At 29.7% G+C, this 22,511-nt stretch carries 13 protein-coding genes and 2 rRNA genes; 9 read left to right on the top strand and 6 right to left on the bottom strand.

Annotation, left to right across the window (positions count from 1 at the left end; translation table 11 throughout):
• Nucleotides 1-247: 247 nt before the first annotated feature.
• Nucleotides 248-895 (bottom strand): PASTA domain-containing protein, encoded by a 648-nt coding sequence (locus tag R4I97_RS01815; protein ID WP_335783430.1) that lies wholly within the window; start codon nucleotides 893-895, stop codon nucleotides 248-250.
• A gap of 29 nt (nucleotides 896-924) precedes the next feature.
• Nucleotides 925-1,863, bottom strand: coding sequence for a methionyl-tRNA formyltransferase (gene fmt, locus R4I97_RS01810; protein WP_335783429.1), 939 nt, complete (start codon nucleotides 1,861-1,863; stop codon nucleotides 925-927).
• A 127-nt stretch (nucleotides 1,864-1,990) separates the two neighbouring features.
• Between fmt and R4I97_RS01805 the strand changes: the two genes are divergently transcribed.
• The 4 genes from R4I97_RS01805 (at nucleotide 1,991) to R4I97_RS01790 (ending at nucleotide 9,207) form a co-directional block, all read left to right on the top strand.
• Nucleotides 1,991-2,743: a DUF3108 domain-containing protein gene (locus R4I97_RS01805; RefSeq protein ID WP_335783428.1), complete on the top strand. Its 753-nt coding sequence runs from the start codon at nucleotides 1,991-1,993 to the stop codon at nucleotides 2,741-2,743.
• Nucleotides 2,740-4,362, top strand: a complete 1,623-nt coding sequence (locus R4I97_RS01800) for a motility associated factor glycosyltransferase family protein (RefSeq protein ID WP_335783427.1) — start codon at nucleotides 2,740-2,742, stop codon at nucleotides 4,360-4,362. The genes R4I97_RS01805 and R4I97_RS01800 overlap by 4 nt, the downstream gene beginning before the upstream one ends.
• A gap of 228 nt (nucleotides 4,363-4,590) precedes the next feature.
• On the top strand, nucleotides 4,591-8,328 hold the full coding sequence (locus R4I97_RS01795) for a DUF2723 domain-containing protein (protein WP_335783426.1): 3,738 nt from the start codon (nucleotides 4,591-4,593) through the stop codon (nucleotides 8,326-8,328).
• Nucleotides 8,329-8,508: 180 nt separating this feature from the next.
• Nucleotides 8,509-9,207 (top strand): hypothetical protein, encoded by a 699-nt coding sequence (locus R4I97_RS01790; protein WP_335783425.1) that lies wholly within the window; start codon nucleotides 8,509-8,511, stop codon nucleotides 9,205-9,207.
• A 136-nt stretch (nucleotides 9,208-9,343) separates the two neighbouring features.
• Here the strand turns inward: R4I97_RS01790 and R4I97_RS01785 are convergent, their stop codons facing one another.
• The 3 genes from R4I97_RS01785 to R4I97_RS01775 all read right to left on the bottom strand — a co-directional run bounded on the left by R4I97_RS01785 (nucleotide 9,344) and on the right by R4I97_RS01775 (nucleotide 13,858).
• A complete protein-coding gene (locus R4I97_RS01785; RefSeq protein WP_335783424.1) occupies nucleotides 9,344-9,778 on the bottom strand; it encodes an EamA family transporter in 435 nt (144 codons plus the stop codon).
• Nucleotides 9,779-10,142: 364 nt separating this feature from the next.
• Complete coding sequence (locus R4I97_RS01780; RefSeq protein ID WP_335783423.1) at nucleotides 10,143-11,276, bottom strand: pyridoxal phosphate-dependent aminotransferase; 1,134 nt, start codon at nucleotides 11,274-11,276, stop codon at nucleotides 10,143-10,145.
• Between the two features lie 95 nt (nucleotides 11,277-11,371).
• Nucleotides 11,372-13,858, bottom strand: coding sequence for a Crp/Fnr family transcriptional regulator (locus R4I97_RS01775; RefSeq protein ID WP_335783422.1), 2,487 nt, complete (start codon nucleotides 13,856-13,858; stop codon nucleotides 11,372-11,374).
• 531 nt (nucleotides 13,859-14,389) lie between these two features.
• Between R4I97_RS01775 and R4I97_RS01770 the strand changes: the two genes are divergently transcribed.
• The 3 genes from R4I97_RS01770 to R4I97_RS01760 all read left to right on the top strand — a co-directional run bounded on the left by R4I97_RS01770 (nucleotide 14,390) and on the right by R4I97_RS01760 (nucleotide 17,928).
• Nucleotides 14,390-17,377, top strand: a 23S ribosomal RNA gene (locus R4I97_RS01770).
• 117 nt (nucleotides 17,378-17,494) lie between these two features.
• Nucleotides 17,495-17,611 (top strand): 5S ribosomal RNA (rrf, locus tag R4I97_RS01765).
• An 86-nt stretch (nucleotides 17,612-17,697) separates the two neighbouring features.
• On the top strand, nucleotides 17,698-17,928 hold the full coding sequence (locus tag R4I97_RS01760) for a hypothetical protein (protein WP_335783421.1): 231 nt from the start codon (nucleotides 17,698-17,700) through the stop codon (nucleotides 17,926-17,928).
• Nucleotides 17,929-18,068: 140 nt separating this feature from the next.
• On the opposite strand, the gene R4I97_RS01755 is transcribed toward R4I97_RS01760, so the two are convergent.
• Nucleotides 18,069-19,058 (bottom strand): LacI family DNA-binding transcriptional regulator, encoded by a 990-nt coding sequence (locus tag R4I97_RS01755; protein ID WP_335783420.1) that lies wholly within the window; start codon nucleotides 19,056-19,058, stop codon nucleotides 18,069-18,071.
• Between the two features lie 409 nt (nucleotides 19,059-19,467).
• Here R4I97_RS01755 and R4I97_RS01750 point away from each other — a divergent pair, with 409 nt between their 5' ends.
• Nucleotides 19,468-20,889 (top strand): PTS transporter subunit EIIC, encoded by a 1,422-nt coding sequence (locus tag R4I97_RS01750; protein WP_335783419.1) that lies wholly within the window; start codon nucleotides 19,468-19,470, stop codon nucleotides 20,887-20,889.
• 103 nt (nucleotides 20,890-20,992) lie between these two features.
• On the top strand, nucleotides 20,993-22,462 hold the full coding sequence (locus R4I97_RS01745) for a glycoside hydrolase family 32 protein (protein WP_335783418.1): 1,470 nt from the start codon (nucleotides 20,993-20,995) through the stop codon (nucleotides 22,460-22,462).
• Nucleotides 22,463-22,511: the final 49 nt, after the last annotated feature.

The following is a 22,511-nucleotide window of genomic DNA, read 5'->3' as shown; positions in this document are numbered from 1 at the left end:
ATCGGAAATACACCTCAATTTCTTTAGCAATTAATAATTTTTATATAAATAATATAGTAAAGCGATTACATTTTGTCAATTTCTATATGAAATTTCACAAATTAAATATGTGCTTTTGCAGCTTTAATGAAGTTCTTCATGACAACTGTAGTAAGTAGATTTAAATGCGTAGCAGCAAAAACTTGATAATACATTTATAAAAAATAAAAACTGGTAAAATATACTTGCTTAGGTATATAATAAAATATTATTCTGTCTTGTTATTAACTGTTAATACAATTTCTGTGTTAATTGTTATAACTTCATTAGCATTAGGAACTTGCGACAATACTACATTATTATTATAATCTGAATTATTATCATCAACTTTTGGAAGTATTTTTACACTAGGTATTTTTGAAATAATATCATTCGATATTATACTAACAGCTTCATCATAAGATTTCCCTGTAAGGTCTGGCATTTTTATTAAAGTTTGTTCAGGCACATTTACAACCAAATAAACTGTTCTTCCTCTTTTTACTCTCATTCCGCCTTTAGGTTCTTGACTTACTATTGTGCCTAATGGATAATCCTTAAAATAATGCGATTGTATATTTAAATTCATATCTTCTTTAGCTAATATATTAAAAGCTTCAAATGCTTCTACACCTTGTACATCAGGAAGCACAAAAGATTCTCCTCCAGCTTTTACAACTATAAAAACAACAACAGAAACTATTATTCCCTGTAAAACAAATAAAAATACAGCAAAAATTATTAGCCTTTTTATTACCAAAAGAGATTTATCCTCTGTTAATATTCCTTTAGGGAGTATTTTATTTATAAACTTCTTTATATAAGCATTGTAAAAATTATCAATTTTAAACTTAATTTTTTTTAATAACTCTTTCATAGATATAATTATTACTCCAATTTATTTTATCAATTAAAATATTCATTTATATTTAATTTATTGCCGCATAAAAATTCTTTTACACTTTGTCTTTTTTTGCCCTCTCTCTGAAGCTCTTTTATAATATATATTCCATCTGATGTTTGAACATGTATTCCTTCATTATCAATATGAACTATTTTACCGAAATCACTACTGTTATTGTTGCTTTCTTTATATTCGCTTTTAAAAACCTTTATAGAAACATCATTGTAATAACAATAAGCAACAGGCCAGCGTACAAATGCTTTTGTCATATTATGAAGCTCTAAAGCACTTTTATTAAAATATAGCCTTCCGTCTTCTTTTTTTATTTTAGTACAATAAGTAGCTTTGCTGTCGTCTTGTTTTTTTAGATTAGATATATATTTATCAGCATTATCAAAAAACTCTTTTAAGATGCAAACTCCGCTTTTTTTAATTTGTTCATAAAGCTCATTAAATTGCCAGTTTTTATCTATATCAAACTCATCTTGCAATATAACATCGCCTTCATCAAGTTTATAGTCCATTTTTTGTAATGTAGTGCCTGTTTTAACAAACCCATAAAGCAGAGCATGCTCAACAGGGCTTGCCCCTCTCAATATTGGAAGAAGTGAGCCGTGAATATTCATAGGCATTATTTTGGGTATAGACAATGTTCTTTTTGAAAGTATCTTCCCATAAGCTATAACTATAAAAAAATCAGCATTAAAATCAAGAAGTGTATTATAAAAATCATCGCTGTTAATATTTTCTGGCTTTAACAAATTAAGATTATTTTCTAATGCTGTAACTGTTACAGGGTTAGGGATAATATTTCCTTTTCTGTCTTTTTTTGTATCTATTGTAGAGATTACCGCTGATATATTTACATTATCCATTTTCATTAATTGCAAGATACAATCTGATGTAAAATCTGTAGAACCGGCTATTATTACATTATACATGGGGTTTATTATATCTGTAATATGCTTAAAAGTCAATTATAATAAAAATGAAGAAAATATTTTTATAATTGTGTTTTTATTTTATTGTTTTATAATAAATTTATGAAACCTAACAAAAGGAATGTTTATGATTAAATATGTTTTGACACTAACAATATTAATATCTAATTTACTTTTTTGCTATAATCAAACTTTTAAGGTTGGAGAGTATATTAAATATGATGTTTTGGCACAGGTGCCGGAGTTTAATATAAGCGGAAAAGTAGGAGTGCTTGAAGCTAAGGTATTAGCAATTAGCAATGTAGATGGTGTTCCTGCATATCATTTATATGCACATGTATATAGTACAGGTGCTGCTAATTTTGTTTATAAAGTAAGCGATGTATTTGAGGCTTGGGTATCTACAAACGATTTCACTCCTTTACTATTAACTAAAGATGCTAAAGAGGGTGATTGGACTAATTATGAAACATTGAAATTTAATCATAAAGAAAAATATTTTATTTATAATGATAAAAGAACAACTGATGAAAAAATTACTTATGACGGTTTAGCATTTGATGCTTTATCATTAGTATTTTTTATGAGGTTTGTTGATAAAAACATAGGTACTTTTAAAATTAATTGGCTTGAGGGAAAAAATGTAAAAACAGATATTAGATTCATAATAGAAGATGGCGGAGAATTAAAGACAAAGTTAGAAAGAGGTAAATTAAAAACTGTAAGAGTATATGAAAATGGTAAATATGGTACTGATGCTTTAATAGCTAAAGATAAATATAATCAAGTGCCTTTAGATGTTATAATAGCAGAGCAAAAATTATATGGGCTTACTATTAGAGTGAGAGGAATTATAAGAGAGTATAAAGACGGAAAATGATATTTAAAAAAAACATAGAAACTTTAACACTAAGTAAATATAATATAAATACTATAAAAAAACTTGAAAATGTTAATGATAATAATAGTTATGAAATAAAGTTTAATAAAAATAATTTAATAAGCGTATCATATAAAAATAAAGCCTTAACCTCTCTTTATGCACCAATAGAAGAAGCTAAAAGATTAATAGAGCAATATATAAAAAATAATAATTCAGATTATATAGCTATATTTTTATCTATTGCTTCTTTTTATCATATAGATTATTTTTTGTCATTAAACGCTAAAAATAAAGCTATAATAATAGAAAAAGATATAGAGCTATTAAAGCTTATACTTTCAAATATAGAGATAAAAAATTTGAATAGAATAATTATATTGTCAGAAGAAAATGATGTTTTATTATTTTTTAATAATTTTATTCGAGAAGATAATGTTAAAAAACTCACTGTTATAAGACATATAAGAGCTTCTAATGTTAGCGAAGAAAATAAAAGCTATTATGATAATATTACAATACAATTATCAAATATTATAAAAGAGAGATTAATGTCTCTTACATCCAATTATTATTTTGCTCCTATATGGGCAAGAAACATTATTTATAATATGCGTAATAATCATTCTATAGAAAGTTTTAAAAATTATCTAAACAAAGAAACCCCGCTTCTTTTAGTATCTGCTGGTGCTTCGATAGATAATTATATTGAAAAAATAAAAACATTGTCAGAAACTCATTTTGTTTTGGCAGTATCTCATTCATTAAACACACTTCTTAATAATAACATAAAACCCAATGCAGTGGTTTCTACAGACGGAGGGTTTTATTCTTTAATACATATATTAAGCCTTTTTAAAGAAGAGAGTATATTGCTATTTACAACGCATACATCATATCCAGTAAATAGCATAAAAAAAGAAAGAAAGTTTTTTTTCTCGCACAATGAAAGCCTTGAAAAGATATTATACAACACAAAAGATAGTATTTATTTTCCAATGGAAGGAAGCGTTATAATGCCTGCTTTAAGAATAGCAGAATTTTTAAACCCTAAATATATTCTTCTTGCAGGGTGTGATTTCTGCCATGTTGATGATAAGAGCCATTCAAAATATTCAAATGCAATAGCTTTGGATTTTATTACAAGTAGTAAAATAAAAACATTTGAAACAAAAAAATATAAAAGATTAAATGATGATAATAAAATAAAATGTTTTGATGATTGTTTGAGAAACACTTCCTCTTCGCTTATAAGTTATAAAACTCATTTTGAAAGTTTGATTAATGACTTATCAAAGAATATAGATTTTTTTACACTCACAAAAGAATCAGCGAAAATAAAAAATGTAAGTATATATGATGATATAAAAAACTCTAATAAGCAGCTAAAAGATTTTAGATATATAGAAGAAAAACAAAATAAAGAACTATTAAAAAATAAATTGGAATCATTAATAAAAAATATTAACTCTAATAATTTTTCTGATGATATAAATGAAATATTAAATATGATTTCTCCATGGCATAGAGATTCATTTATAGAAGGAAAAATAAAATATGATGAATTAAAAGATTATATAAATAAATGGTATAATGATGTATACGCTTTAATAGACTAAATGTAATTTAGAGAAATATCTTTTTTACATTATTGAATAATAAGCGATTTTATTATATAATAATAAATTATAGTTGTGATATTTTAAAATATTAACAAACTATTTGCACTTTTTGGTACTTTTTGCGGCGGGAAAAAGTACAAAATAAATTCATTGCCGCATATAATCCAAAATAAAATATATAACAATCTGAAACTATTTAAAATTAGATTAAGAGGAAATAATTAAATGGCTAAACTTTCGCATCTTGAAAAAGAGTATATTAAAGCTAATTACAAAAATAAAAGCATTGATGAGCTTACAAAAAAATTAGAAAAAGACAGAGAGTTAATAGAAGAATATATTAATAATCTGCAAAACAATCAAAAAAATAATTCAAAGAATAATAAGAAAGAAAAATCTAATAAAGAAAAAGGCGAAAACATACTCTCTAAATTATTCTCGAAGTCTTCTGACAGCGAACCAATATTTAAAAAGTATGAAATAAAACCCTACCACCTTTCAAAGATAGATATAATATTTTCTAGTGTAGCATTTTTGTTTACATTTTTGCTTTATTTGTTTACATTAACGCCTTCGCTTTCTGCCGGCGATAACGGAGAGCTTACAACAGCAGCTTACTTCTTGGGAGTAGGGCATGCTCCGGGATATCCTTTCTATACTTTAATGTCTAAACTATTTACTTATATACCATTTGGAAATATTGCTTGGAGGACCAACCTTTTTTCTGGGGCATGCGGTGCTATAGCTATGATTTTCTTCTATCTTATTATGGTTAAAGTATTAGGACAAAACAGAATTGAGAGAGGTTTTTCTCCTGTAGTACATATACCTGCACTACTTGCAAGTGTTGCTTTTGCTATATCTGACAATATGTGGGCACAGGCTACTATGGCTGAAGTTTACAGCTTAAATATTCTCCAAATAGCTTCTATGCTTTTGATACTTGTTTATTGGTTTGAGGCAGTTTGGCAGCATGCTAATGATGATGTGCCTTATTATGGAAATAAATATTTAATGGCTTTCGGTTTTCTTTATGGGGTAGCACTTGCTAATCACCATGTTACTTTGCCTTTTGCTTTTGCTCCTCTTTTGTTTATAGCTGTTGTATTATTCTTGGTTCATAAAGACAGATATATAGAAAATATTGAAACTCCATTTATATCCATATTTGTATTTTTAGTATTGTTATTTATAGGCGGGTTTGGATACTATAGATTTATTATGAATTATGAAGCTTATTTATATTTCCCTCCTGGTGTAGCTTCTAATGACTCTATATTTTCTATATTGTTTAAACCTTTTACAGATATGAATATTTTAAGCGACATATTTACAGCACTTGCTAATGGTTCTTATTTAAGACCTGATATGATACAAAACTTAAAAGCTCCTTTCTACCCAACTCTTTATAAAGGAATGTTCTTAGTATTTTGGCCTTTATTTTTAGTTATTGTTTGGGTGTTAGTTTATAGATATTTCTTGTGTAAGATAGATAAGTTTAATAATGATAATGATTTTATTACAGGAATATCATTCTCTTATTATAAAATGCTTTTAATGCTTGCTGTTGGAGTTATGATATATGCCTACATGCCTATAAGAGCGAGGGCTTTACCTCCTCTAAACTGGGGGCAATTGAATGAGCCTTCTGGTTGGGAGAATTTAAGCTATTTATTTAGTATGATACATAGAAAACAGTATGGTACTTCTGGTAATGATATTGCAGCAGCTTTCATACTTCACCCAGAACAAGTTACTGCTTTAATTAATATATTTAAAACCCAATTAACTGTTTTAGGTTTATTATTCTTAATACCTGGCTTATTCCAAATATTTAAGAAAAATAAATTTATAGGAATATTCTCAGTATTTGGGCTTTTAAGTTTTAGTGTATCACTTATGGCATATACTAATCCTCCTCCAAGTGTAAGAACTTTATCATTTGTTGAAGTATTTTTCTTACCCGCTACTTTATATATGATTGTAATAGTTGGTTTTGGTATGCAATGGTATATGGAATATTTTAACACTAATATAAAAAATGTATTAAAAAAGCCTCCTGAAGAGAGTACAGATACAAAATTAAAGCCTTATCATGCAATATCGCTTATAGCAATATTTGCAATAATGGTGCCTATATTTGTAACGAACTTAACCCGCAACAACAACTCTAAAGATTTTAGTAACCATGACTATTCATACAATATGATGAACTCTCTTCCAGACAATGCAATATTTGCCACAGAGGGAGGAGATAACCAAGTATTCGGTCTTGTTTACTACACTATGGTTGAAAGAAGAAGACCGGATTTAAAAATATATGACCAAAAGGGTAATGTGTTTGAGAGAATATACGGCAATCTTATGAAAACAGACGGCAGATGGCTTGGAAGCATAAGTGATGCTGTGGATAAAGATTTTATAAATACTGGCAGACCTTATTATATGGCTTGGAGAAGAGACGGTCTTGAGAGACTTGGAGATTATTACTTTAAGGCTTATGGACTAGTATTTAAAGTTCAGCCTATAAAATATGCTTTAGTTGATGAGTTAGAGTTTTTTAAGGTGCTTACTGTTAATGATTATAAAGCAATAGCAAAAGAGCATTTGAAAAGAAATTATGAGAATGAAAAAGTTGCTTCAGATTTGAATGCTTTGCTTGATGAAGGGTTAATATCTGTAGAGCGAAAAAATAATTATAACGGCAATGAAGAGATAACTTTTGTAAAAATGTATGAGCTTCCTTTCCCAGAGTTGAAAACAGAAGAAGATTATTGGAATAGCTACACTACGAAAGGAACTGCTGAAGAGATTTCTCATTATGACTTTTTAACAAGAGAGATTTTTGTAAGTTCTTATTCTCTTGCCAAAATAGATATGTATAACAGAAGAATAAAAACATATCAAAAATTGCTTGGTTTTATGAGTAATGGAAACGTTGCTAAAAACGGCATTACAAGAGAAGAAGCTAATGCAAAAATAGAAGAGTATAAAAATCTTAAGAGAGAAGAAGAAGAGAGAATGCTTACTATAGGCTTTGATATGTCTAATGTTTACTTTGCTATAGGAAATCAAGCTATATTAGATGGTAATTATGAAAGAGCTGCTGTAATGTATGAAGAGCTTATAAAACTTGAAAAGCTAATTTATCCTGCTTATTTTAATTTGGCGGCTTCTTATGAATATTTAGCTCGTTCTAAAGATACTCCTTATGAGAAAGAAGCTGAATATTTGAATAAAGCTAAAAATGTAATGGCAAGGGCAGAGAAAACTTTCCATAGAGGCAGAGACATGGGAGATGCAGCAAGAGCACAAAATGCTACTTATCAGCAGATAATGCAGTTTAATAATAGATTAGACTTACAGCTTAGGACCACAAGACGACAGGCAGATGGTATAAAACAACAGGCTATAGCAGAAAATACTTTTGATAGCTACAGTGCTTATGCTAATTATATTTATCAAAACAGACAAGATTTGGATGAAACTATTTGGGCTAAAAATGAAGCTAAAAAAAGAGCTGTTAATAATACTCAATTAATAAATGTTAATAAAGAGCTTGCAATACTTTATGCTAATATTGGTGATGTTAATACTGGTATTAATATATTAAATGAAACTTTGAATCTTCCTAATATTACAAGAGATGATAGAAGAGGCATAGATTTTGATTTGGCTAGTATTTACCTTAATCAAAAGAGATATAATGAAGCTGTGAATATATACTCAAAATATACTAATGATTTAACTCAGGACGGTGCTTTTGCTTTGTATGCTATAGGTCATATATATATAGAGCAGAATATGATTGTTGAGGCGCTTAATGTTTATAATGATTTTAAGGTTAGAATGTCCCCTCTTGCTAAAGATAATCAGGTGATAGCTAATTTAGATAAAGATGTTGAAAGCAGAAGGCTGCAGATAATGCAGTATTTAGGTACTGTTGGGGTTCCTAATCAGTAACAAAAAAGTATAATAAAAAATTATTAAGGCTTGCTATTAATACAATAGTGAGCCTTTTTTAATATTGCTATTTAATATTGTAAAATTTCTTTTCATATTGATTTTTTGAATAAAATTAATATATTACTATAAAAAGTATAAAGTATTTAATAATTTATGTTATTAAACAGGAGATTAAAAATGAAAAAAATTATAGTTTTAGGTTTAATGTTTATTTTTTCATCATTAGCCTATTCTCATTCATTAGGTATAGGTATGTATATACCGCTTGGAGGAAGTATCCCTAGTTTTTATTCAGATAATGCAGAAGCAGCTTCATATTTTAGTCCAAAATCTGCTTTTGAAGTTGGAGTAATATTTAACCCTAGGATTAATTTTGATATAGGTGATGGAACTCATACTGTATCATTGGGGTTAGATGTTGGTTGGTATAGAGATACTTTTAAATTTGCAAGCTCTGCTGATGTTACGCATGAATTTGATAGTGTTATGACAGGGCTTAATTTAGAATGGAGACCTTTATTATTTCAATTAGGTGTAGGAGGCGGAGTAAAGTTTCCATTCTTAGGAAAATATATAGAGGGAAATAATAAAATGGCATTAAGCGGAGGAGCTTTTGCAAGCAGATATAATAATGGTTTTATACCGTATGTAAGACTCTATACAGGTATAAATCTAATATTTATTAGTTTATCATTATATGTTAATTTTGATATACCTTATTTACAAATGAAAGATGGCTTAGAAAATTTAGGTATTGGTTATAAATATCCTGGTAAATTAGGCTCTGTTGATGTTGGAGTTCAATTTGGCATACATTTAGATATATTTAATTTTGGAGGAACAAAAAAAAGAGAAGTAATAGAATATAATATATAAATTTTTTATTATTAATTTCATAGCGGAGGGTATACTTCACTATGAAATTATTTTTTATATTGCTGTCACTAATAATATAATTATGTTTGATAAGCATTTACTCATTCTGCTTTATTATTTTTTATTTATATTTTAATTATCCTAAACTAATTATAAGTGTTCCTGCTACTATAAGTATAACTCCTATAATGATTTTTAATGTTAAAGCCTCATTTAGAAATATTGCTGCTAATATGATTGTAAATACTATAGAAAGTTTATCTATTACAATTACTTTATTAACATTTCCAATTTGCAATGCTTTAAAATAAAATATCCAAGATAGTCCCGTAGCTACACCAGAAAGTATTATAAATATTAAAGTTTTGTTATTTATATTTTTTATTGTGTCTAAAGTATTTATAGAGTTTATCTTGTTAGTATAAAATACAATTATCCAAGACATAAACAGTATTATAATAGTTCTTATTGCAGTGGCTAAATTTGAATTAATGTTTTTAAGACCTATCTTTATTAGTATTGCAGTTAGAGATGCAAATATTGATGATAGAAGTGCAAAGAAAATCGACATAATAAATCCTTATTTTTTAATACAAAATTATATATTTTTTATTTTAAATAAAAATAAGAAAAGCTTATTTTTTGTAAAAATTATTATTATTTTTGTAAAGTTACAAAAATAATAATAATTTATTAGTATGCAGTAATAGTTAAAAAGTTGTATTACCTTATTTGAGATAACGTATAGTTTAAAATATAGCCTAAAAATATTATAACTTTTTTATTTTTAGCACAAATTTAACAGTATTACACTACATATACAACATTTTTATACAAATTTAATATTGTGTTTTCTTTACATTTCTAAAAATTGCATATATTCAAAATATGAAACTATATATTATAAAAACCAATAAAAAATTGATATAATAATTTTATTTATTTAAAAAATCTTTTATTCTCTTAACAGCCTCTTTTAATATTGGTATATCCTGAGTTAAAGCTATTCTAAAATAATTTTCACTGCCAAAAGCAATACCCGGTACAACAGCAACTCCAGTCTCATCTAATAATCTCATAGAAAAATCAAGCGAAGGCTCTTTAGAAAACTTACTGTATCCTACAAATAAATAAAAAGCTCCTCTCGGCTCTATTACATCAAAACCTAAATCTATTAATTCTTTTGACATAGTAAAAGCTCTCTCTTTATAAATATCTCTGTAACTTTCTATAATTGGATATTTTTCTAAAGCATATTCAGCAATGGCACAAGAAAGACTAACCATACTACCAACGTTATTAAAACTAGCATTAACTAAATATTTTCTTACTTCTTCTGGAGTTATGCTGTATCCTATTCTCCAACCTGTCATAGAATGAGACTTTGAAAAACCATTTAATATTATTACCTTGTCTTTAATAGAAGGGTATGATGCAAATGATGTAAAAGGATAAAATGATATAGCAGAATATATTTCGTCAGCTATAACAAATATATCTTTTTTTTCAAAGTATTTTACAAGCTCATCTACTTCTTCTTTTTTTAACATATATCCAGATGGGTTTCCAGGGTTACTGAAAAGAATTGCTTTTGTTTTATTAGTTATAACTTTTTCTATACTTTCTGGCTTTAATACGAGATTATCTTCTCTTGTGTCTAAAAACACTACTTTACCATAAGATAGTTTAACTGCTTGTTCATAAGGTGAGAAAAAAGGAGTAGGTATTATTACTTCATCATCAATGTTTAATATAGTTCTAAATACAGATGATATACCTTCCATAGAACCAATATGCATAGTGATGTTATTTGCATTAACATTTGAACCATAATATTTATTATAATGTTTAGCAACTAAATTTCTTAAATGTTCGCTTCCCCCAGCTTGAGTATATGGCAGAGAATGAGTTTTAGCATATTCACATCCGTATTCAATTAATTCTTTTGGAGGCTCTAAATCCGGCTCTCCTATAGTAAGCATTATACTATCTTGTTTTTTTTGTGCTTTTTCAGTGAGTTCTCTTATTAATGAATATGGTACTTCTAATATATTTTTATTAAGCTGCATTTTTTTATCTCCATAAAAATAGAAATTAATTTTAAAATATTATTATATAGAGTAATATTATATATAAAAACTATTTTTTGTCAATTTTATTATAGTTACATTTTCTTATAAAAATCTATATGAGTTTGCAGCTCTTCAGGCAAAGGATTGCCTGTTTTAGTGAATTTGAAATATCTATTTTCTAATTCAGTAGCTTTTTTATTTCTTATGTTTTTAAATCTATTAGCCATATCAGCAAACATAGGCTGTTTTTCAAGCTCATCTCTTATATTTTTAGCAAAAGGAACCTGTCTGTATAAGATACCTCTTGCTACTCTGTTTAGACGCATAATGCCTTTACTTTCGTATTTAAGCCATATAACATAATCTGATACAAATACTTCTCTTAAATTGTTTCTGCATTTTTTAATTTGCACTTTTAATTTTTCTTTAGCATCATCAGAGAGATTTCTGTTTTTCTTGTAGAACTGAATATAATCGCTGTATTCTGAAGTTATAGACATTTGAGTAATATCATTCCAAGCAGGTCCAAGCATAGTCTTACAAAGCTCCCATCTGAAAGCACCCATCATAGGAAGAGTTAAACCTTCCAAATCTTCTGATGTAAATATTGGAAGCAGGAATCTTGCTGTACTATTTTTTTGTCTACTTGAAAGTTCTTCCCACATTATAGCACGAGAACCATAAGTAGGCATTAGAATAATGTTTGGAAGTACTTCCTGCATAACTAATTCTTTTTCTATGTTTAACTCTTTATTTTTGTATAATACTTCTCTGTAGAATGCAGAAAAATCTATTTCTAATATAGAGTTTAGAGTATTTTCCATCGCTTCTCTTTTTATTAAAGAATCTTTGAAATCTTTAATTATCATATCTTTGTGAAGTATAGGGAAATAAACACTTATTTGACCATAACATAATCTATGAGTAGTTTCAATCATATTATCCACTTCATATTCGAGTCTTCTAATAGGGCTTTCCCAATGCTCTTCCATTTCATGGTCGCTAATGGTTCCCCTTTTTTTCATTTCTCTCAAAGCTTCTCTATAGTCTTGTCCGAAACCATTAACTGAAGGCGGTTCTTCTTTATCATAAATCTTTTGAAGCCACTCATCTATATAAAATACATTAATTTTTTTAGTAGTTGTTTTGTCTTTAACTTCATATAGATCAACGATTTGGTTTGGAGTAAGCAATTGGTCGTCCATATATCCGAAGTTAAGGAACATAGAGAGTAACTTATTTTTTTCATTGTTTATAATGTATTTTTTAGCTATTTCTCTATATACTTCAAAGAATACATTTGTAACACTTCTTCTAATTTTTCTAGCATCATCTTCGGTGCTAAATTTATCTTTTAATTTTTTGAATGCATTTAAAGATTTAAAGAATGTAGCAGCTCTATCTTCAGGTATTGCTGCTATTTCCACTATTTTTTTGCTAGGGTTTCTTATTTCTTCAGGTATAGATTCTACTCCCATCACTACTTGAACGTTGTTTTCATTATTTGAATCATCGTTAGAAGAGTTTATATTTTGTGTTATTTTTTTAATAGTGCTTTCTAATTCGTCTATATCTATATTTATTTCGTATTCATATTGATTTTTTATTTTTTCTACTATGTCTTTAGTAACATTAGCTATATATCTTGAATATCTTGCCCATATTTCATAATCTTTATCTTGTTTTTCGAGTTCAAATGCCATTTTAGAGTATTCATTAAATAGAGATTCTTTATTATTAGAGTATAGAAAAGCTATATTTTCCATAGTGTTTATAATTTCAGATTTAAGCATATCAGCAATATCTTTTAAAGTTTGATATAGTATTGCTGTAGCAGATAAAGTCATATTAACATCGTAGTTAAAGAAAGGAGACTTAATTTCTTTAGGCATAGTTAAAAATCTTTTTATATATTCTATTTCAAATTCTAATTTTTCATTTTCTTCAATGATTTTATTTTTATTGTGATTATATATTTCTTCATGATCTTCTTTTATAAAGTCAGTATCAAAATCTGTAGGAAAATTAAATCCGTCATTTGTAGCATATTCAAAAACTTCTTTTGTTTTAATAAACAATTCAGACTTAATATTTTTATTTTTAGCATTCAAATTGAAATACATAACCCCAAGATTAGTAGTTATTATTTTGAGTTCATCATTAATTTTTTTTATTTTAATATATTCATCATAAGTTTTCATTATGATATATGCAAGAGAATGATACATATTAGTAAGATATGTTTTATTAGTGTTAAAGAAAGTTTTTATATATTCTTTATCTGGTACATTTATAGTGTAAATCTCATTATCATTTTTAGACTTGAAAGAGAAAATATAATTAGAATCATTCATAAAGACACCGATTCCAATCATGATGTTTTTAGGTATAGAAAAAAGTTTGCAGCTATATTTCATTATTTCCTCTTCATCTTCTATACCGAGCAATTCTCTTGATGAGATATATACATCGATTGTTCCTTTAGTAATAATAGAAATATTTTTAATTTTTTCACCTTCATGGTATATAGTAGTATTTGGTGTAAGATTTTTTAGTCCATTTTCTTCTGATATATTCATATCTAACTCTCAAAAATATTTAATGATTTTATAAAAATAATAATATATTATAAGTTTTTTTGTAAAAAAAAGCGAATTTTTGCAGTAATATTTTGTTTTAATTTTATTTTTTGAATTTCGGGTTAAAAATATGTATAAAATGTATAATATATATTCATTTTTAAGAAAAAAATATAAAAAATTTGTATTTAATGGCAAAAATAGTATTGCGTTTTTTTGGCTGCATGCTATACTAATAAAACATTGATGATAAATAAAAAACATCAATGAGAAACAAAAGATGATCTTTGACAGATATATAAGAGCGTAGATTTTTATAAAGTATTTTCCAATTAAGAAGCGGAAAGTCAGCGATTATAAAAATCTTCACTTGATAAGAAAAAGAAAACACAATTAGATTGTGTGTCTTAGAGTAGAAACAATTAAGCGGACGTTACTAAAGAATTAGAAGAAACAGCTTTAATTAGCTAAAAGTCTCATTCAAGACGTATTAAACTTAGAAGCTTAGAGATAAGAAGAAAAGGATAATATGGTCAAGTAAGTAAGGGCTTAAGGTGGATGCCTAGGCACTGGAAGGCGATGAAGGTCGTGACAAGCTGCGATAAGCTACGGGGAGAAGCAAATATTCTATGATCCGTAGATCACCGAATGGGAAAACCTATAGAAGCAAACCTTCTATATCATACACTGAATCCATAGGTGTATGAGGCGACACCCAGGGAACTGAAACATCTAAGTACCTGGAGGAAGAGTAATCAAAATTGAGATTCCCTCAGTAGTGGCGAGCGAAAGGGGAAGAGCCTAAACCGTAATAATGTCAAGTTGTAAGGCGTTGTTATTGCGGTGTTGTAGGGCGGTGAGTGGTATACTTACATATATCGACTTTGCTATATATGATAGTGGAACTGTTTTGGAAAAGCAGGCCATAGTGGGTGATAGCCCTGTACACGAAATCATATATACAAGGTTTTGCCGTTCCTGAGTAGGGCGGGGCACGTGAAACCCTGTTTGAATCTGGGTAGACCACTATCCAAGGCAAAATACTAACCAGTGACCAATAGTGTAGAGTACCGTGAGGGAAAGGTGAAAAGTCTCCCGTTGAGGGTTATTAAATAGAACCTGAAACCTTAAGCTTACAAGTAGTCAGAGGGAACCCTGCTAGCAATAGTAGAAGGCCTGATGGCGTGCCTTTTGTAGAATGAGCCTGCGACTTATAGTATGTAGCAAGATTAAGAGGTAATAGCCTTGTAGTCGTAGTGAAAGCGAGCCTTAATAGGGCGAAATTAGTTGCATGCTATACGACCCGAAGCCAAGTGATCTACCTATGAGCAGCGCGAAACTCGAGTAACATTGAGTGGAGGTGCGAACCAGTGGCCGTGAAAAGGCTTTGGATGACTTGTGGGTAGGAGTGAAAGGCTAATCAAACTTGGAGATAGCTGGTTCTCTCCGAAATGTCTTTAGGGGCAGCGTTATGTGTTTACTTGCGGGGGTAGAGCACTAAATGGACTAGGGCCCTTAACCGGGTACCAAACCCAACTAAACTCCGAATACCGTAAGTTAAGAGCATGGCAGTTAGACAGCGGCGGATAAGCGTCATTGTCAAAAGGGAAACAGCCCAGATCCTCAGCTAAGGTCCCAAAATCTATGTTAAGTGGGAAAGGATGTGAGAATACTTAAACAGCCAGGAGGTTGGCTTAGAAGCAGCCATTCCTTTAAAGAGTGCGTAACAGCTCACTGGTCGAGTGTTTTTGCGCCGAAAATGTAACGGGGCTCAAACATAGTACCGAAGCTAGGGAATTACATAGTTAATATGTGATTGGTAGGAGAGCGTTCTTTAAGCCGTTGAAGGTGTATCGTAAGGTATGCTGGAGGTATAAGAAGTGAGGATGCAGGCATGAGTAACGAGAAAACGGGTGCGAAACCCGTTCGCCGCAAACCCAAGGTTTCCTAGGTAAAGCTAATCTGCCTAGGGTTAGTCGACCCCTAAGATGAGGCTGAAAAGCGTAGTCGATGGGAAACAGGTAAATATTCCTGTACTATAGTATGTTTCGATGGAATGACACAGATTGTTTGCGTACGCGAGGTGATGGTTATCCTCGTCGAATAGCCGAGACTTGTGGTGAGTAAATGCTTGCTGCTTTAAGGTTGAGGTGGATAGTGACTGGGCTTTCGGGTTCAGGAAGTTGCGTGAATTAGGCTGTCTAGAAATAATTTCTAAGGTTAGGCATATTATAATCGTACCGTAAACCGACACAGGTGGGTGAGATGAATATTCTAAGGCGCTCGAGATAATCTTCCCTAAGGAACTCTGCAAATTAGTCTTGTAACTTCGGAAAAAGAGACGCTTGAATCTCGGTAGCAATATCGGGAGGAGAGTCGCAGTGAAAAGGCCTGGCCGACTGTTTAACAAAAACACAGATCTCTGCAAACATGTAAATGGATGTATAGGGATTGACACCTGCCCAGTGCTGGAAGGTTAAAAGGAGAGGTTAGCGTAAGCGAAGCTTCGAATTGAAGCCCCAGTAAACGGCGGCCGTAACTATGACGGTCCTAAGGTAGCGAAATTCCTTGTCGGGTAAGTTCCGACCTGCACGAATGGTGTAACGATCCGGGCACTGTCTCGGGGAAGAACTCGGTGAAATTGAATTATCAGTGAAGATGCTGATTACCCGCAACAGGACGGAAAGACCCCGTGAACCTTTACTATAACTTGACATTGAGTTTTGTTTTGTGATGTGTAGAATAGATGGGAGGCTTTGAAGTGGGAGCGCCAGCTTTCATGGAGCCATCGTTGAAATACCATCCTTCGCAAAATGGGATTCTAACGATTAGCCGTTATCCGGCAGTCGGACATTGTCAGGCGGGTAGTTTGACTGGGGCGGTCGCCTCCTAAAGAGTAACGGAGGCGTGCAAAGGTCACCTCAAACCGAATAGAAATCGGTAGTAGAGTATAAAGGCATAAGGTGGCTTAACTGCGAGAGAGACATCTCGAGCAGGTGCGAAAGCAGGTCTTAGTGATCCGGTGGTCCCGAGTGGAAGGGCCATCGCTAAACGGACAAAAGGTACTCCGGGGATAACAGGCTTATCTCCCCCAAGAGTTCATATCGACGGGGAGGTTTGGCACCTCGATGTCGGCTCATCGCATCCTGGGGCTGGAGCAGGTCCCAAGGGTTTGGCTGTTCGCCAATTAAAGCGGTACGCGAGCTGGGTTCAGAACGTCGTGAGACAGTTTGGTCCCTATCCGTTGCGGGCGTTGGAAAATTGAGAAGAGTCATTTTTAGTACGAGAGGACCGAAATGAACGCACCTCTGGTGTATCTGTTGTTCTGCCAAGAGCATCGCAGAGTAGCTATGTGCGGACGGGATAACCGCTGAAAGCATCTAAGTGGGAAGCCTCCTTCAAGATTAATTTTCCCTATGAGTTTCGTTGGAGACTACGACGTTGATAGACTGCAAGTGTAAGCAGGGAAGAAATACCTGTTCAGCTGAGCAGCACTAATCAGACCAATGGCTTGACCATATTATCGTTTTCTTCTTACAAACAATAAAAGAAAACATAATCAATCAGAATGAGACAATCTACGCTCCTATATATCTGGCAATATCATCAAATTGTTCTTTAATTTGCTAATATTATTTCGGTGACCATAGAGAAAGTGATACACCCGTTCCCATTCCGAACACGGCAGTTAAGCCTTTCATCGTCGATGGTACTGTAAGGGTAGCTTTACGGGAGAGTAGAACGTTGCCGGGTATATATTATATATTTTTATCCCAATAGTTTTTCTATTGGGATTTTTTATATTTAAACCTTTATATATTGATTAATAAGAGATAAGAATGAATAACAGAGAAAGAGTTATAAAAACTATTAGAATTATAGCATATTTATTTTCTTATATGATGGTTACTGTTGTGGCTTTTAATTATGGTTATATGTTTTATGCTATTAAATTTGATGGTGCTTCTGCTTCACCTAATATTTCTTTTATTTTTGCTCTCCCTTTTATAATAGCAATATTACTATGTATTATTATTATAAAAATTATTAAAAAGAAAAATGAGAAATAATACTAATCTTTTTAATTAAGATATTTTTGCTCCTTTCTGATGTTCTATAGAGATATTCTTTAGTTACAAAGAATTATATGTTCGGGTATAATACATTAAAGCAATGAAAAAATAATTTAAAATATATACAAATAATCTATTTATTTTACACTCTTGCCTTCTATGAATTGATAATCTATATAAAATACTTTTTTTACATCAACATTATTAATTAAATCTATTAAAGTCTTAGCAGTGCATACACCGGCATTAAATGAATCAAATTTTATTGTGGATAGTTGAGGATCTATTATTTCATCAATTTCGTATCCTCCGAAAGATATTACAGATATATCATCTGGAATTTTTAGCCCCATTTCTTTTACTATCATATACACACTATGTGCTTGCCTGTCTGTAGAGCATATTATTGTATCTACTTTATTATTTTTTAATATGTTTTTAGTTGCCAATTTGGCACTGTCATAAGAAAAATCTGCTAATTCTATATTTATATTTTCTATTCCATATTTTTTTAGTCCGTATATAACTCCATTTTTTCTATTAACCCCAATTGCAATATCTTTTTCATCAACAGTAATAAATCCTATATTTTTATGATTTTTTTTGCCAATATATTCTCCTATCTCTACACCCGCTTTATAATCATCGTTAATTATACTTATACCTTCATCATATTGCTGCCCATATATTACAAGAGGTATATCTAATTTTTTAAATATTTTTTTATGCTCATCTGTTATATATGTTGCGCTTAATACTATACCATCAACATTTAATCTCTTTAGTTTCTCCATGTATTTTAGTTCCAATTCGTTTTGATGATTTGTATTCATTATTATTGGTATAAAGTTATTTTCTCTAAAAGTTTTCTCTAATCCAGTCAATACCCTGGATGTTACTATTGAATCTAAAGCAGGAACTATAATACCTATTATATAACTTCTCCTTGCCTTTAACCTTGCAAAAGTGTTAGGTTCATAATTGTATTCTTTTATTATTTTTGCTATTTTTTCTTTAGTTTCTTTTTTTATATAGCCGCCATTAAAATATCTTGATATTGTTGTTTTTGTTACCCCTGCAATTTCTGCTATATCTTTCATAGTTATATTTTTATTTTCAATTTTCATAAAGCGGTATTTTCTCCTATATTTTAGAGAGTATATGATAAAATTATATGTTCTATAATATATTTTATAATTGTTATATATTTTATATACATTTACCTATTTTTTATTATATATTATATTTTTTCAGTTAATGTAGTGCTCATGTATATAATTAAAAACTCTATATCATAAAATACTTATATCTAAATTAACATACATTATAAAACTATATATATTTCTTTATATTATTAAATATAATTATAAAAAATCAAAATTGAAAAAATTCAATTATTTTTAGTATATACTTTTTATATTAAAAATCAAATATATAAGTTTATTTTATATCAAATTAGTGTAATTATGCTTGACAAAATGATGAATAATGCTAAAATTACTATGTAACCGATTACATAATTATTAGGATTTTATTATGGCTATAAATTATAAAAAAACTGCTGAAGAAATTATTAATACAGTAAATAAAGAAAATATTGTCTTTGCCACTTTCTGTGCTACTAGATTAAGATTGATAGTAAAAGACAGAGAAAGTATAAAAGATTCAAGTGTACAAAAGATAGATGGGGTTAAAGGAGTATTTTTTAATTCTGGACAATATCAAATAATATTGGGTACTGGTGTTGTAAACAAAGTTTATGATGAGATTGTTAATTTAGGTATAGTTGGTACTGCTAAGCAAAATACAGAAGAAACTAAAAAAGTGGGAGAAAAAAATAATTTTAGAAAGTTTATTCGTATATTTGCTGATGTATTTGTTCCTATAATGCCTGCCATGATTGCAACTGGTTTATTTTTAGGTCTTAAAGGTGCATTAATAAATGATAGTTTTTTAGGTTTATTTAATTTACAAGTTTCAAACATACCTATCTCTATTATGACATTTATGAGCGTTCTCACAGAAACAACATTTGCTTTTTTACCTGCTTTGGTATGTTGGTCAACATTTAGGGTATTTGGAGGTTCTCCTATATTGGGTATATTACTTGGATTAATGCTTGTTTCGCCTGCTTTGCCTAATGCTTATTTGGTTGCTAACCCTGACAGCGGTGTGAAACCTATAATGCTTTTTAACTTTATACCTATAGTTGGATATCAAGGAAGCATACTTCCAGCACTTATCGCTGGTATTATAGGCTCTAAAGTGGAATTAAATTTAAGAAAAGTGATACCTAATATAATAGATATACTTGCTACGCCTTTTTTAACTTTGCTTATAATGCTTATATTATCTTTAGCCGTAATCGGACCAATTTTCCATATAGTTGAACAGTGGATATTAGTAGCTATTAATTTCTCTTTATCATTACCTTTTGGAATTGGAGGATTTATAATAGGCTTTGGAATAATATTTATAGTTGTTACGGGTGTTCATCATATTATGAATTTAATAGAAATATCATTACTTGCTGCAACTACTTTCAACCCAATTAATCCTCTTTTATCTGTTGCTAATTTAGCTGCTGGCGCTGCTTGTTTGGCAGTTACATTAAAAACAAGAAGAAAAAGTGTAAAAGCTATGGGATATGGTGCTACATTATCTGCTTGGCTTGGAATAACTGAGCCTGCTATATTTGGTATTAATATAAGATATGGAATAAAACCAATGGTTTGCGGTGCCATTGCTGCAGGCATAACAGGATTAATAGCAAGATTATTAAACTTACAGGCTACCGCTAACGGTGTTACTGGTATACCTGGGGCATTGCTTTATGTATATGATGGAAAACAATTAATAGGATATATTACTGTTGCTTTAATTACTATTGTTTTATCTTTTACCATTACTTGGTTTTTTGGTGTTCCTAAAGAATATATGCAAGAAGATGAAGAATAAAGTTTATATTTTTATATATTTAATATAAATTAAGTATATTTTATTTAAGTATTGCATTGGTTATTAACATTTTGAAACGATATTTCATTTAGGAGAAAATGATATGAATTTAGTTAGTAAAATTTTTGAAGAAGCAATAAAACAAAAAGAAATTGAATATTATAAAAACAATGAATGGAAATTAAATTTTCATCTAATGCCTCCTGTAGGTTGGATTAATGACCCTAATGGTTTAGCTTATTTCAAAGGCGAGTATCATATATTTTTCCAGTATTCTCCTTTTGAAGTTGAAGGCGGATTAAAGTTTTGGGGGCATTATATAACTAAAGATTTAATTAATTATAAATATATAGGGGTTTCAATATATCCAGATGAGAAATATGATTGCCATGGAGTATATTCTGGGTCTGCTTTTATAGAAGATGATAAAATGTATATATATTATACAGGTAATGTAAAACTTTTAGGAGAGCATGATTATATTGAAAGCGGAAGAGAGGCTAATACTATGCTTACTGTTTCTGATGATGGTATTAACTTCTCTGAAAAAGAATGTTTAATGGAGATGGAAGATTATCCTAAAGGTATAACAAACCATATAAGAGATCCAAAAGTATGGAATGCAGATGATTCTTATTATATGGTGCAAGGTGCTAGAAAATATGGTGCTGATAGAGATAATGATATTGGAGAGGTGTTAGTATTTTCTTCAAAAGATAAAAGAAATTGGAAGCATATAAGTACTATAAATACTAAAGAGCGATTTGGTTATATGTGGGAGTGCCCTGATTTGTTTAATTTAGACGGACAAAATATTTTAATTACTTGTCCGCAAGGGGTGAAGCAGATTGAGAGTGTATATGAAAATATTTATCTTTCTGGATACTTTTTAATCAATGATGATTATAAAAATAAAGATTCTATTATAGTTGATAATTTTACTGTACTTGACAGAGGGTTTGACTTTTATGCTCCGCAAACATTTTTAGACGAAAATGGAAAGAGAGTTATTATAGGGTGGATGGGTGTTCCTGATACTGAAGATACTCACAAAAATTTAACAGTTCAGTATGGCTGGCAGCATTGCTTAACTATAGCGAGAGAATTAAGCTTCAAAAACGGTAAACTTTATCAAAAACCGCATAGAAGTTTAGAAAGATTAAGAAGCACTATAATATTTGAAAATCAATGTTCTTATTCTTCGTTATCTGATAATTTAATTTCTAATATTAACTCTTATGAGGTTTTAATTGATGATATAAAAGACTTAGATAATTTCGAGTTGTTAATTTCTGAAGGGGCTTCTATTAAATATAAAGAATCTAAATTTATATTAGAGTTTGTAAATAATATAGGAAAACAAATAGGCGGCGGAAGAGGCAAAAGAAGTGCATATTTAGAAAAGTTAGAAAATATAAGAATATTAATAGATACTTCTTCTATAGAAATATTTGCAAACGACGGAGAAATGGTATTTACGACAAGATATTACCCAGATAAATATTCTTTTAGAGTTTCTGGGGTAATGAGTTTAAAAATATATAAATTAGAATGTTTTGATTTTACTTATTAAGTATTTTATATATTTTTACAGGTTGATTTTTTTAATATATTTTATAACT

The sequence above is a fragment of the Brachyspira pilosicoli genome (genome assembly GCF_036997485.1).
Classification (GTDB): Bacteria; Spirochaetota; Brachyspiria; order Brachyspirales; family Brachyspiraceae; genus Brachyspira; species Brachyspira pilosicoli_C.
Note: the sequence above shows the minus strand (reverse complement) of the source record. Positions and strands in the feature narration are given on the sequence as shown.